The sequence below is a fragment of the Agrobacterium sp. LEGMi-208b genome, from assembly GCF_059511785.1.
Map to the genome: position 1 here is coordinate 2492420 of NZ_CM183445.1, position 14178 is coordinate 2506597.

Below are 14178 nucleotides of genomic sequence, written 5' to 3' on the forward strand. Positions count from 1 at the left end.
AACGGAGGTTTCGCGGGCTTTTTGTCGTCGATGATCTGGGATCAGACTTCGTCCTTGCGGGACAGAAGAATGCAGGCCAGCGTGATGAGGGCCGATACGCAGAGATAATAACCGACGTAACCCATGCCGTAATTCACCTGCAGCCATGTGGCGATGTAAGGCGCCAGCGATGCGCCAAAGATGCCGGCCATGTTGAAGGTGATGGACGAGCCGGTATAGCGCACCCGGGTCGGGAAGGGTGCGGCGAGCGCTGTGCCAATCAGGCCGTAGGTCATGCCCATCAGCATCATGGCCAGAGCCGCGAAGACGAAGATCGAACCTTCACCGCCGGACATCAGGCCGGGCAGCAGGAAGGAGAACAGGCCGATCAGCACCGTCGTCAGGATCAGGATTTCACGACGGCCGAATCTTTCGGCGAGCTTGCCGGCGATCGGGATGAAGATACCGAAGACGATGGAGCCGAGGATCTGAACTTCCAGCGCGTCGAGGAACGGAATTTTCAGGACCTTGACATTGTAGGACAGAAGATAGGCGGTACCGATATAGAACAGCACGAAGGTGGCGAGCGCCACAAAGGTGCCGAGCACGAGGCTGCGCTTATGGTTGCGGAACAGTTCCGCAACCGGCACGGCCACACGTTCTTCCTTTTCGATTGCCTTCTGGAAGTCGGGCGTTTCGGTGATCGACAGGCGAACCCACATGCCGACCGCGATCAGGATGATCGAAGCGACGAAGGGAATGCGCCAACCCCAGCTGAGCAGGGCTTCCTGCGACATGAAGTGTAGCAGGATCCAGAAGACGCCGGAGGAGAGGAACAGGCCGACCGGTGCGCCGAGCTGCGGGAACATGCCATACCAGCTGCGTTTGCCGGGAGGGGCATTTTCCGTGGCGAGCAGGACGGCACCGCCCCATTCGCCGCCAAGGCCGAAGCCCTGACCGAAGCGGCAAAGCGCGAGCAACAGCGGGGCGAGGACGCCGGCGGTCTCATAGGAGGGCAGGAGGCCGATCACGACCGTCGAGACGCCCATCGTGAGCAGGGCGGCGACAAGCGTTGTCTTGCGGCCGACGCGGTCACCATAGTGGCCGAAGACCACAGCGCCTAGCGGGCGGGCGAAGAAGGCGATGGAGAAGGTGGCGAAGGACGCCAGAAGCGCCGTCATCGGGTCATTGTTCGGGAAGAACAAGGCCGGGAACACGAGCACTGCGGCCGTGGCGTAAACGTAAAAGTCGAAAAACTCGATGGTCGTGCCGACCAGGCTGGCAGTGAGAACTCGTGCAGGCGAATTTGTCTTTACAACGTTCGAAGTGTCAGCGGTCGGCGATACCGGAGATATCGCGTCGGTCATGGTATTGGTTCCATTTTGGATGATTGCAATGTCATGCCTTGGGAGGCGATGACTGCGTTAACGCAATTTTTGTTCTTATGGAATGCTAAAAAAGAAATAATGCAAATAATGTGATTGTTGAACATGACAGGACTTGCGGGGGACCGCCGGTCACAGTCCCGCGATTGAGAGACTGATTCAGGCCGCGGATTTAAAATGCTGAAACGCCAGATAATTTTGTCTGGGGAATAAGCCCGTCCGTTAACGTTTCGACCTTGCCTTCATCGCGAAGCGGCGAACCCGCCAGGGCGGTTTTATTTCCGATCATTGAAAACCTGCATGTTGCAATCCGCGCAACTCTCTGATTCCAAGGAGGGAATCCGGATCGATGCTGATTCTTTAACGGAACTCGGCATGTTGGACGCGGCGGTTAACGAAAGTAAACGATTCATTAACCTTAATGGCGTTTAACTGATCTCAAGGATCATGTGCCAGAATCACCGTCCGTCAAATTCGGTCGGTTCGGGCGTGGTTCGTAACGGAGAGTTGGTGTCAGAGGGTTCGATGGGCGGCAAGCACGTAGCTGTTCTTTTGGGTGGGTTTTCGTCGGAGCGGCCGGTCAGCCTCTCGTCGGGCAACGCTTGCGCGCTTGCGCTCGAAGGCGAGGGCTACAAGGTCACCCGTGTCGATGTAGGGCGCGATGTCGCCGCCGTACTCGCCGAATTGCGCCCGGATGTCGCCTTCAATGCACTGCACGGCCCCTTCGGCGAAGACGGCACCATTCAGGGCATTCTCGAATATCTGGCCATTCCCTATACCCATTCCGGCGTGCTGGCTTCCGCCCTTGCCATGGACAAGGCGCAGGCCAAGAAAGTTGCCGCTGCCGCCGGCATCCCGGTTGCTGCCGAGCGCGTCATGAACCGCTTCGATTTCACCAGCGAACATCCGCTTGCGCCACCATATGTGGTGAAGCCGGTGCGCGAGGGATCGAGCTTCGGCGTCGTCATCGTCAAGGAAGACCAGTCGCATCCGCCGCAGATCCTCACCTCGTCGGAATGGCGTTATGGCGATCAGGTCATGGTCGAGCGCTATATTCATGGGCGCGAACTCACCTGCGGCGTGCTCGACGGCGAGGCGCTCGGCGTCACCGAGGTGGTGCCTCTCGGTCACAATTTCTATGATTACGATGCGAAATACGCGGCCGGTGGCTCGAAACATGTCATTCCCGCGGAAATTTCACCGAAAATTTACCAAAAGATTCAAACATTGGCGGTTATGGCGCATCAGGCGATCGGGTGCCGTGGCGTAAGCCGTTCAGACTTTCGTTACGACGACCGTTTCTCAGAAGATGGCGAAGTTATCTGGCTTGAAGTGAATACGCAGCCGGGCATGACGCCGACCTCCCTGGTGCCGGAAATGGCGGCCCATGCTGGCCGCTCCTTTGGTAACCTTGTCAGCTGGATGGTGGAGGACGCTTCGTGTTTGCGGTGACCGGCAAAAAGTCGACGGCAAAAAAGCGCGAACAATTCGCGGCGGCAGCCAGCGCCGACGACCGCATGGTATTGCCGCGTCCGCTACGTCGCTTCGTGCGTTTCGGTGTCAGCCTTGCGACCGGACGCATTCATATTCCCGCCCATACCGGCACGATTTCGGCCATCGCCTTTTACGCGGTGACCGGACTTTACGGCATGTCGCTCGGCGGCCACACCAATATCGTCACCCAGACCACGACATCGGCTGCCGGGTTTGCGGTCGAGGACGTAAAGGTTTCCGGCAATCTGCAGACTTCGGAAATCGATGTCTTCCAGCTTCTCGGCCTCGATGGCAGCACCTCGCTGATCGCGCTCGATATCGATGCGGCGCGCCGCAAGCTGGTCCAGCTTCCCTGGGTGGAAGATGTCGATATTCGCAAGGTCTATCCCAAGACCGTGGAAGTCCGGCTGAAGGAGCGTCAGGCCTTCGGCATCTGGCAGCATGGAACGGAACTCTCGCTGATCGAAAAAAGCGGCAGCGTGATCGCGCCGCTGCGGGACAATAAATTCGCCGCCCTGCCGCTCTTCGTCGGCCGTGACGCGGAAACGGGTGCCGCCGGTTTCGTCGAGCAGCTGGCCGACTGGCCGGAAATTCGCAACCGTGTCCGCGCTTATGTCCGCATTGCCGGCCGCCGCTGGGATCTGCATCTCGACAACGGCATCGTCGTCAAGCTGCCGGAAGAGAACCTGCCGCAGGCGCTGCAATTGCTGGCGCGGCTCGATCTCGAGGAAAAAGTGCTGTCGCGCGATGTCGCCGCCGTCGATCTCCGACTGGCCGACCGCACCACGATCCAGCTGACCGAAGGCGCCACGGAGCGCCGTCAGGCCGCTGTCGATGCGCGCACCAAGGCTCTCAAGAAGGCGGAGAAGAACACATGAGCTTTTTCGGTTCTTCCCATTTCGGTCTGCCACGCCTGAAGCCGCTTTCCTCCAAGCGCAGCCACATCGTCTCCGTGCTGGACATCGGCTCGACCAAGGTCGTGTGCATGATCGGCCGGCTGACGCCGCGTCAGGAAAGCGAAATTCTGCCCGGCCGCACCCACAAGGTCGAAATCATCGGCATCGGCCACCAGCGCTCGCGCGGCGTGAAGTCAGGCGTGATCGCCGATCTCGACGCGCTGGAAGGCGTCATCCGTCTGTCTGTCGATGCGGCCGAGCGCATGGCGGGTCTCACCGTCGACAGCCTGATCGTCAATGTTTCCGCCGGACGGCTGGCAAGCGACATCTACACCGCGAGCATCGATCTCGGCGGCCAGGAAGTGGAAGCAAGCGACCTGCGCAAGGTTCTGGTGGCGGCAAGCCAGCAGTCCATGCGCCAGGACCGGGCGATCCTGCATTCGCTGCCGACGGGTTATTCGCTGGATGGCGAGCGCGGCATCCGTGACCCGCTCTCCATGTATGGTGATCTTCTCGGCGTCGACATGCATGTGGTGACTGTGGAACGCACGGCGCTGAAGAATCTCGAGCTTTGCGTCAACCGCGCGCATCTTTCCGTCGAAGGCATGGTGGCAACGCCTTACGCCAGCGGCCTTGCGGCGCTGGTGGATGACGAAGTCGAACTCGGCTGCGCGGCCATCGACATGGGCGGCGGCACCACGACGATCTCGGTTTTCGCCGAAGGCCGTCTCATCCACACCGACGCGATTGGCCTTGGCGGCCATCATGTTACGACAGATCTTGCACGAGGCCTCTCGACACGAATCGAAGATGCGGAGAGACTGAAGGTGGTGCATGGTTCGGCTTTGCTGAATGGCGCGGATGAGCGCGACATGATTTCGATCCCGCCGATTGGCGAAGATGATCGCGATCAACCATCGCAAGTTTCAAGAGCCCTTGTTACCCGCATCGTGCGGGCGCGTATCGAAGAGACGCTGGAATTGATCCGTGATCGTATCCAGAAGTCCGGCTTCAGCCCCATCGTCGGCAAGCGCGTTGTCCTGACCGGCGGCGCAAGCCAGCTGACGGGGCTGCCGGAAACGGCACGGCGCATTCTCGCCCGCAACGTTCGTATCGGCCGCCCCATGGGTGTTGCCGGTCTTCCGGTAGCGGCGAAGGGACCGGCATTCTCAACCGCCTGCGGACTGATGATCTATCCGCAGGTGGCGGACATCGAAATTCATGCGGCGCAAGGCGGAATGTTCTCGCCGTTTGGTAACGGTAGCGGCCGGATAGCCCGGGTGGGGCAATGGCTGAAAGAGAGTTTTTGAGTGGCCTCGTGGCGTAAGCCGGAGGTTTCAGAGTTGAGTTTTCAAGAATCGGCCAGCGGGGCGATGCGGCCAGAGAAAGAAGGAATGGTAAAATGACGATACAGCTGCAAAAGCCTGATATCACCGAGCTGAAGCCACGCATTACCGTTTTCGGTGTGGGTGGCGGTGGCGGTAACGCTGTCAACAACATGATCACGGCTGGCCTCCAGGGCGTCGACTTCGTCGTCGCCAACACGGATGCGCAGGCTCTGACCATGACGAAGGCGGATCGGGTCATCCAGCTCGGCGTCAACGTCACCGAGGGTCTCGGCGCCGGTTCCCAGCCGGAAGTCGGCCGCGCCGCCGCTGAAGAATGCATCGATGAGATCATCGATCACCTGAACGGCACCCACATGTGCTTCGTCACCGCCGGCATGGGCGGCGGCACCGGCACCGGTGCCGCCCCGGTGGTTGCGCAGGCTGCCCGTAACAAGGGTATCCTGACGGTCGGCGTCGTCACCAAGCCTTTCCACTTCGAAGGCGGCCGCCGCATGCGTCTTGCCGAACAGGGCATCGAGGAACTGCAGAAGTCCGTCGATACGCTGATCGTCATTCCGAACCAGAACCTCTTCCGCATTGCCAACGACAAGACGACCTTCGCCGACGCCTTCGCCATGGCCGACCAGGTTCTCTATTCCGGCGTTGCCTGCATCACCGATCTGATGGTGAAGGAAGGTCTCATCAACCTCGACTTCGCCGACGTCCGTTCGGTCATGCGCGAAATGGGCCGCGCGATGATGGGTACTGGCGAGGCTTCCGGTCCGGGCCGCGCAATGCAGGCTGCGGAAGCGGCCATCGCCAACCCGCTGCTCGACGAAACCTCGATGAAGGGCGCACAGGGCCTGTTGATCTCCATCACCGGCGGTCGCGACCTTACCCTGTTCGAAGTCGATGAAGCTGCGACCCGTATTCGCGAAGAAGTCGATCCGGATGCCAACATCATCCTCGGCGCGACCTTCGACGAAGCGCTTGAAGGTCTCATCCGCGTCTCCGTTGTTGCAACCGGCATCGATCGCGTTGCAGGCGTTGGTGAGCAGAACATCGCTGATATGCGCGCCGCAGCTGCCGTTGCCAAGCCGCTTATCCGTCCTTCCGCGGCCGTTGCTTCCGCTCCGGCCGCAGTACAGCCTGCAGCAGTCTCGCAGGCACCGAAAGCCGTAGACCCGATCGCCCAGACCATCCGTTCGGCGGAAGCCGAAATGGAACGTGAACTCGGTTTTGCCGCACACCAGCAGCCGGCCCAGGACTTCCGTCCGCAGAGCAAGCTGTTCGCATCGTCTCCGGCTGAAGCGCCGACCCTTCGTCCGGCCCAGCCGGTTCAGCAGGCCGCTCCGGCTCCGGTTGCTCCGGCACCGGTCTATCATGCTCCGGAACAGGTCGCCGCTCCGGCACCGCGCATGCAGCAGCCCCAGGCTCCGGTCTATCAGGAACCCGCACCCGTTGCCCGCCAGCCCGAGCCGGTTCGCATGCCGAAGGTCGAAGACTTCCCGCCGGTCGTCAAAGCCGAGCTGGACCATCGCACCCATGCCGCTCCTGCTGCCCAGGAAGAGCGTGGCCCGATGGGTCTTCTGAAGCGCATCACCAACTCGCTTGGCCGCCGCGAAGAAGAAGAAGTTCCCTCCGACATGATGGATGCGCCGAGCATGGCTCCGCAGCAGCGCCGCGCGCCGCTTTCGCCGGAAGCCAGCCTCTACGCGCCGCGTCGTGGCCAGCTTGACGACCACGGTCGTGCAACGCCTGCATCGTCCAGCCATCACGACGACGACCAGCTGGAAATCCCGGCCTTCCTGCGCCGCCAGTCCAACTAAGAGCGATTCCATCCGCCTCTCTAAACGCCCGGGTTTCACGATCCGGGCGTTTTGTTTATTTTACGTTATTAACACTAAATTAATTCGCCTTTTCAAAGGTTTACGCGTGTAACAATCCGAAACGAACAGTGATTTGTCGTGGCACCTACATGTGCGTATGTATGAGGCTGGGTAAGGGAAAATACGGACTTGGCCGGTTGCCAAAACCGGCTTGAAAACTTGAACGGCGCCAGGCGGCGCGGTTTGCAAAACAAGGCATATACGCATGACTATCGGACTGCTCGGATTTCAGACAACTATCGCCCATGCTGTTCAGCTTAAAGGCATTGGCGTGCATTCCGGCAATCCGGTTTCGATGACGTTCCAGCCCGCAGAAGCCGGAACGGGCATCGTCTTCCATCGCCTTCATGACAATGGCAGCGTTACCGAGTTGAAGGCGGTTTCGGCCAATGTCGGCAATACCGACCTGTGCACCGTGCTCGGCCGTTCGCTTTCCCAGTCGGTGGCGACGATCGAGCACGTCATGGCTGCCATCTACGCCATGGGCCTCGACAACCTCGTCGTTGAAGTCGACGGTCCGGAAGCGCCGATCATGGACGGCAGCTCCGCGCCCTTCATCGAAGCGATCGAATCGGTCGGCATCAAGAACCTCGGCGTGAAGCGTCGTTATATTCGCGTCATCAAGCCGGTGCGCATCGATTCGGGTGCCTCCTGGGCGGAGTTCCGTCCCTATGACGGCACGCGCTTCGAGGTCGATATCGATTTTGATACGCCGCTGATCGGCAGGCAGTCCTGGAAGGGTGACCTGACGGCGGAGAGCTTCAAGAGCGAACTGTCGCGCGCCCGTACCTTCGGTTTCATGCGTGACGTGGAGCGTCTGTGGGCTGCCGGTTATGCGCTCGGTTCCTCGCTTGAGAATTCGGTCGTCATCTCCGACGACAACAGCGTCATCAACATGGAAGGCCTGCGTTACGCCAAGGACGAGTTCGTCCGTCACAAGACGCTGGACGCCGTGGGCGATCTGGCGCTTGCCGGCGCGCAGTTCATCGGCTGCTACCGCTCCTATCGCGGCGGCCACAAGGTCAATGCGAATGCGCTGAAAGCGCTTTTGAGCGACCGCACGGCCTATGAGATCGTCGAAGCGCCGGCCGCCCGCCACCAGATGGTGCGCGCCCGCGAATTCGTTGCGGTCAATATGCCGGAATTCGCACCCTGGTCTGCGTGAGTTTGTTCGCAGGCTATCAATTGACAGAAAAAGCCGCTCCCTTTTGGGGCGGCTTTTTTGTGATGCGAACAAGAAGTTGCGTTATATCGTCTGATATTCATGCGATTGCACGGGTCGATGCCATAAAAATGCGTTAATGCGTCATCATTGCGTTGCCCTGCGGATGCTTTTATGGCTAGAACGCCAGTGCAAAGCCGATGCTTATGTATTTGCGCGGGAAGTGGGAACTGTCGAATGAAGCATGTAGGGTCTGGTGCGATGAAGGGTACGATGCGGGGGATCGCCGTTTCGTTGTTGTTGGTCGGTGCAAGTGTCGCCGTCACGGCCTGCCAGTCCGATCCGGATATCGACATTACCAAGCTCGGCGTCGAGACCGATCCGCCTGATGTTCTGTACAAGCAGGGGCTTGCCAACATGAACGCCGGCAACATGACGGAAGCCTCACGCAAGTTCGAGGCGATCGACAAGCAATATCCCTTCACCGAGTGGGGCCAGAAGGCGCTTGTCATGCAGACCTTCATCGCCACGCGCACCAACAAGAACGATGTGGCCATTGCGACCGGCAGCCGGTTCCTGCGGCAATATCCGCGCTCCAAGGATGCGGCCTACGTTCAGTACATGATCGGCCTTGCCTATTCGAAGCAGATTTCCGACGTGACACAGGATCAGCGCGCAGCGCAGCGCACCGTCGAAGCGATGAACAAGGTCGTCAACGACTATCCCGATTCGGAATATGTCGCCGACGCGCAGGCCAAGATCCGTTTCGCCCGCGACCAGCTCGCCGGCCGCGAGATGCAGGTCGGTCGTTATTACCTTGAGCGCAAGGAATATCTCGCCGCCGTTTCGCGTTTCCGCATTGTCGTCGAGCAATACCAGAACACCAACCAGATCGAGGAAGCGCTGGCGCGTCTGACGGAAGCCTATTATGCGATGGGCCTGGTGGACGAGGCGCAGACCGCTGCCGCCGTTCTCGGCAACAACTATCCTGACAGCCAATGGTATTCGGATTCCTACAAGCTGCTGAAGGGCAGCGGGCTGGAACCGCGGGAAAACAAGGGGTCCTGGATTTCGCGCGCCGGCAAGAAGCTTATCGGCGCCTGAGACGGGGCATAGGCCATGCTGGTCCAGCTCTCGATTCGCGATATCGTCCTGATTGAAAGGCTCGACCTCGGTTTCGAGGCGGGCCTTTCCGTGTTGACGGGTGAAACGGGCGCCGGCAAATCCATTCTTCTCGACAGCCTCTCGCTGGCGCTTGGTGGCCGCGGCGATGGCGGCCTTGTACGGCATGGCGAGGACAAGGGGCAGGTCACCGCCACTTTCGAAGTCCCAAACAGTCACCCGACACGGCTTCTCCTGCGCGAAAACGGTCTCGATGACGATGGCGACCTGATTTTCCGCCGGGTGCAATCCTCGGACGGGCGCACCAAGGCTTATATCAACGATCAGGCCATCAGCGTGCAGATGATGCGCCAGCTCGGGCAATTGCTGGTCGAAATCCATGGCCAGCATGATGATCGCGCGCTTGTCGACACCGATGCCCACCGCACGCTGCTGGATGCCTTTGCCGGGCTGAGCGACGAAGCCCGTACCGTCCAGGGCCTTTACCGCACCTGGAAGGATGCCGAGCGTGCGCTCAAGACGCATCGCGCCAAGGTGGAGGCCGCCGCCCGTGAGGCGGATTACCTGCGTTCTTCCGTCGAGGAGTTGGAGACACTCTCGCCACGGGATGGTGAAGAGGAAGAACTGGCCGAGCGCCGGGCGGTGATGCAGAAATCCGAACGCATTGCCGGCGATATCGCCGAAGCCAGCGAATTCCTGAACGGCAATGCCTCGCCCGTGCCTGTCATCGCTTCGATGATGCGGCGTCTGGAGCGCAAGAGCCACGAAGCGCCCGGGCTGCTGGAAGACACCGTGCAATTGCTGGATGCCGCGCTCGACAGCCTCTCCAACGCGCAGATGGAAGTGGAGGCGGCGCTGCGTCGCACCGAATTCGATCCGCGTGAGCTGGAGCGGGTGGAGGAGCGGCTGTTTGCGCTGCGCGCCGCCGGTCGCAAATATAATGTCGCCGTGCCTGACCTGCCGGCTCTCGCCGAAAAGATGGTGGCCGATCTCGCCGATCTCGATGCCGGTGAAGAAAAGCTCGGCAAGCTGGAAGCAAATCTCGGCGTCGTGAAGGCCGATTTCGACCGGGCCGCCCAGTCGCTTTCCGATAAACGCCACCATGCGGCGGATGCGCTTTCCAATGCTGTCATGGCAGAATTACCGGCGCTCAAGCTGGAACGGGCGCGGTTTACCGTCGAGGTGACCTCCGATCCCGAGCAGGCGACGGCCGATGGTATCGACACGGTGGAATTTCACGTCCAGACCAATCCGGGCACGCGTCCCGGCCCGATCATGAAAGTGGCCTCGGGTGGCGAATTGTCCCGCTTCCTGCTGGCGCTGAAAGTGGCGCTGGCGGATCGCGGTTCGGCACCGACCCTGGTGTTCGATGAAATCGATACGGGTGTCGGCGGCGCGGTGGCGGATGCCATCGGCCAGCGGCTGCGCCGCCTGTCGAAGACCGTGCAGGTTCTCTCCGTTACCCATGCGCCGCAGGTGGCAGCGCGGGCGGCGACCCATCTTCTCATTTCCAAGGGTCCATCCGGCGACGGCAGCGAGCGCATTGCCACCCGCGTCGCGACGATGGAGCCGAAACACCGCACGGAAGAAATCGCCCGCATGCTCGCCGGCGCGTCGGTGACGGACGAGGCGAGGGCTGCGGCGGCGCGGCTGCTGGCTGCCAAGGACTGACAGCTGCCCACTGCGCCGTGCGAGCGGATTGGGCTTGTGAGTCCAACGGCAAAACCTGTTTTTATTGTGTTTTATTTCGGCTAAAAGCGTTCGGTAATTCCGAAAAGAGGCCGTCATGTCGAAAGACCAGAAATCCGTCGAAAACCTCACCGAGCTTGAAGCCTCTTCCGAGCTTGCGTTTCTGGCGGCTGAGCTTGCGCGCCATGACGCGCTTTACCACGGCAACGACGCGCCGGAGATTTCAGATGCGGAATATGACGCGCTGAAGCGGCGTAACGATGCCATCGAGGCGGCTTTCCCGGCGTTGGTGCGGGCCGACAGCCCGTCGAAAAAAGTCGGTTTCACGCCGCTTCCGACCTTCGCACCCATCGTGCATGCGCGGCCGATGCTGTCGCTCGACAATACGTTTTCCGAAGAGGATCTGCGGGATTTCGTCGCTTCGGTTTATCGTTTCCTCGGGCATCTGCCCGACGATTCCATCGCCTTTACCGCCGAGCCGAAGATCGACGGGCTTTCCATGTCCATCCGCTATGAGAATCGCAGGCTGAAGACAGCGGCGACGCGCGGCGATGGCACAACGGGTGAAAATGTCACCGCCAATATCATGACCATCAAGGAAATTCCGAATAGCCTGCCTGCCGATGCGCCCGATGTGGTGGAGGTGCGCGGTGAAGTCTATATGGCCAAGAGCGACTTTATGGCGCTCAACGCCCAGATGGAGGCGGAAGGCAAGCAGACCTATGTGAACCCGCGCAACACGGCGTCCGGTTCTCTGCGCCAGCTCGACGCCAATGTGACGGCGAGACGCAAGCTGCGGTTCTTTGCCTATGCTCTGGGTGAGGTTTCGAATGGCGGTCAGCCGGCACGGATTGCCGATACGCAATATGGCATCGTCGAGAAGTTCCGGGAGTGGGGATTTCCGGTCAATCCGCTGATGAAGCGATTCACCTCCGCCCAGCAATTGCTTGAGCATTATAATGAAATCGGCATCGCGCGGCCCGATCTCGATTACGATATCGATGGCGTGGTCTATAAGGTCGACCGGCTCGATCTGCAGGAAAGGCTGGGCTTCCGTTCGCGCAGCCCGCGTTGGGCGACCGCGCATAAATTTCCGGCCGAACAGGCTTTCACCACGGTCGAGAATATCGAAATCCAGGTGGGACGCACCGGCGCGCTGACGCCGGTGGCACGTCTTACCCCGATCACCGTCGGCGGTGTCGTCGTCACCAATGCGACACTGCACAATGCCGATTATATCGAAGGCATCGGCAATAGCGGTGAGCGCATTCGCCCGGAGGATCATGACATCCGCATCGGTGACACGGTCATCGTGCAGCGCGCCGGCGATGTCATTCCGCAGGTGCTGGACGTGCTGTTGGAGAAACGTCCGGCCGAGGCGGTGAAATATGCGTTCCCGGAAAAATGTCCGGTCTGCGGCAGCCATGCGGTGCGGGAGCGCAATGAAAAGACCGGCAAGCTCGATTCGGTCACGCGCTGCACGGGCGGTTTCGTCTGCCGGGCGCAGGCGGTGGAGCATCTCAAACATTTCGTCTCGCGCAATGCCTTCGATATCGAAGGGCTCGGCACCAAACAGATCGATTTCTTCTTCGAAAGCGATGATCCGGCACTCTCTATCAAGACCGCGCCAGACATCTTTACGCTGAAGGCGCGGCAGGAAGCATCCCATCTGACCAAGCTCGAAAATATCGATGGTTTCGGCAAGGTCAGCGTCAGGAAGCTGTTCGATGCCATAGATGCCCGCCGTGAGATCGATCTTCATCGCCTGATTTTCGCGCTCGGCATCCGCCATGTGGGCGAGACGACGGCGAAGCTTCTGGCGCGCTCCTATGGCACTTACGAACACTTCGAAGAGAGCATGAAGGCGGCGGCGGATCTGGCAAGCGACGCCTGGGCCGAACTCAACAGTATCGACGGCATTGGCGAGGTCGTGGCCCGCGCCATCATCGAGTTCTACAAGGAACCGCGCAATCTCGATGTCATCGACCGGCTGATACGCGAATTGCAGCCGAAGGAGGCTGAAAAGCCTTCGACCGAAGGTAGCCCGGTGGCCGGCAAGACGGTTGTCTTCACCGGCTCGCTGGAAAAATTCACTCGTGACGAGGCCAAGGCCCGCGCCGAAAGCCTCGGCGCGAAAGTGGCCGGTTCCGTCTCGAAAAAGACCGATATTCTCGTCGCAGGGCCGGGGGCGGGCTCCAAGCTTGCCAAGGCGACGGAACTTGGCGTGCAGACCATGGATGAGGACGAGTGGCTGGCATTGATCGGCGGCTGATACCGCGTCATCGCCATGTTGTCTTGCACCGCTAGAGGTTTGCGCCTGCAACGGGGAAGTGCATCATGGATGACCGTATCGTTGTCACCGCTCAGCAGGTCCGGGCGCTGATCGCCAGCCAGTTTCCGCAATGGGCGGCGCTCGATGTTCAGCCGGTGGAACTGAGCGGTTGGGACAATCGCAGCTTTCGCCTGGGTGACGATATGCTGGTCCGCATGCCGAGCGCTGAGCGCTATGTGGCGCAGGTGGAGAAGGAGCATCGGTGGTTGCCGACCCTTGCACCGTTTCTGCCTTCCCCAATCCCGGCGCCATTGGCGCTGGGGCGGCCGGACGAAACTTATCCGTTCTGCTGGTCCGTTTATCGCTGGCTAAAGGGCGAACCTCTCGCCCGGCATCTGGACAGCATCGATCTTTCGGCGATAGCCAGTGATGTTGCGGCGTTTTTGAAGGCGCTGCATCACATCGATGCTTCAGATGGTCCGCGGGCCGGTGTGCATAACTTTCATCGCGGCGGTTCGCTCGCGGTTTATGATGGAGAAGCGCGGGCCTCGGCGATGCGCCTTGCCGATGAGGTGGATCAGGCGCTGGCCATGGAGATATGGCAGCTCGCGCTTTCGAGCCATTGGCGGGGGCAGGGCGTGTGGGTGCATGGCGACATTGCCGAAGGTAATCTGCTGGTGCAGGACGGCCGCCTGTCGGCCGTCATCGATTTCGGCAGTTCCGGTGTGGGTGACCCGTCGTCCGATTTTATTCTCGCGTGGAATGTGCTTGATGCCGAAAGCCGCGCCGTTTTTCGCCGGGCGCTTGATCTGGATGAGACTGCATGGCAGCGCGGGCGCGGCTGGGCACTGTGGAAGGCGCTGATCGTGCTGGATGCCGAGCGCGGGCGTAACGAAAAAATGGCCGAATGGTCGCGACGGACCATTCGGCATGTGTTTGCGGATCACGCCGCAGCCGTCTGA

General features: G+C 60.5%; 10 protein-coding genes. 9 read left to right on the forward strand and 1 reads right to left on the reverse strand.

Annotated features, from left to right (window positions below; all coding sequences use genetic code 11):
- Nucleotides 1–41: 41 nt before the first annotated feature.
- Nucleotides 42–1346, reverse strand: coding sequence for an MFS transporter (locus AC5YUO_RS12030; RefSeq protein ID WP_496153456.1), 1305 nt, complete (start codon nt 1344–1346; stop codon nt 42–44).
- Between the two features lie 543 nt (nt 1347–1889).
- On the opposite strand from AC5YUO_RS12030, the gene AC5YUO_RS12035 reads away from it, so the two are divergent.
- The 9 genes from AC5YUO_RS12035 (at nt 1890) to AC5YUO_RS12075 (ending at nt 14178) form a co-directional block, all read left to right on the forward strand.
- Nucleotides 1890–2816, forward strand: coding sequence for a D-alanine--D-alanine ligase (locus AC5YUO_RS12035; protein ID WP_269703292.1), 927 nt, complete (start codon nt 1890–1892; stop codon nt 2814–2816).
- Complete coding sequence (locus tag AC5YUO_RS12040) at nt 2804–3736, forward strand: cell division protein FtsQ/DivIB (RefSeq protein WP_496153457.1); 933 nt, start codon at nt 2804–2806, stop codon at nt 3734–3736. Before AC5YUO_RS12035 ends, AC5YUO_RS12040 begins: the two co-directional genes overlap by 13 nt.
- A complete protein-coding gene (gene ftsA, locus AC5YUO_RS12045) occupies nt 3733–5064 on the forward strand; it encodes a cell division protein FtsA (RefSeq protein WP_004442783.1) in 1332 nt (443 codons plus the stop codon). Before AC5YUO_RS12040 ends, ftsA begins: the two co-directional genes overlap by 4 nt.
- A 92-nt stretch (nt 5065–5156) precedes the next feature.
- Nucleotides 5157–6911 carry a cell division protein FtsZ gene (ftsZ, locus tag AC5YUO_RS12050; RefSeq protein ID WP_496153458.1) on the forward strand — a complete coding sequence of 585 codons (1755 nt, stop codon included), beginning with the start codon at nt 5157–5159 and terminating at the stop codon, nt 6909–6911.
- Nucleotides 6912–7176: 265 nt separating this feature from the next.
- Nucleotides 7177–8136 carry a UDP-3-O-acyl-N-acetylglucosamine deacetylase gene (lpxC, locus tag AC5YUO_RS12055; protein ID WP_400813316.1) on the forward strand — a complete coding sequence of 320 codons (960 nt, stop codon included), beginning with the start codon at nt 7177–7179 and terminating at the stop codon, nt 8134–8136.
- Between the two features lie 234 nt (nt 8137–8370).
- Nucleotides 8371–9237: an outer membrane protein assembly factor BamD gene (locus tag AC5YUO_RS12060; protein ID WP_400813317.1), complete on the forward strand. Its 867-nt coding sequence runs from the start codon at nt 8371–8373 to the stop codon at nt 9235–9237.
- A 15-nt stretch (nt 9238–9252) separates the two neighbouring features.
- Nucleotides 9253–10926 (forward strand): DNA repair protein RecN, encoded by a 1674-nt coding sequence (gene recN / locus AC5YUO_RS12065; protein ID WP_496153459.1) that lies wholly within the window; start codon nt 9253–9255, stop codon nt 10924–10926.
- Between the two features lie 115 nt (nt 10927–11041).
- Nucleotides 11042–13216 carry an NAD-dependent DNA ligase LigA gene (gene ligA / locus AC5YUO_RS12070; protein ID WP_496153460.1) on the forward strand — a complete coding sequence of 725 codons (2175 nt, stop codon included), beginning with the start codon at nt 11042–11044 and terminating at the stop codon, nt 13214–13216.
- Nucleotides 13217–13281: 65 nt separating this feature from the next.
- Nucleotides 13282–14178 (forward strand): aminoglycoside phosphotransferase family protein, encoded by an 897-nt coding sequence (locus AC5YUO_RS12075; protein WP_496153461.1) that lies wholly within the window; start codon nt 13282–13284, stop codon nt 14176–14178.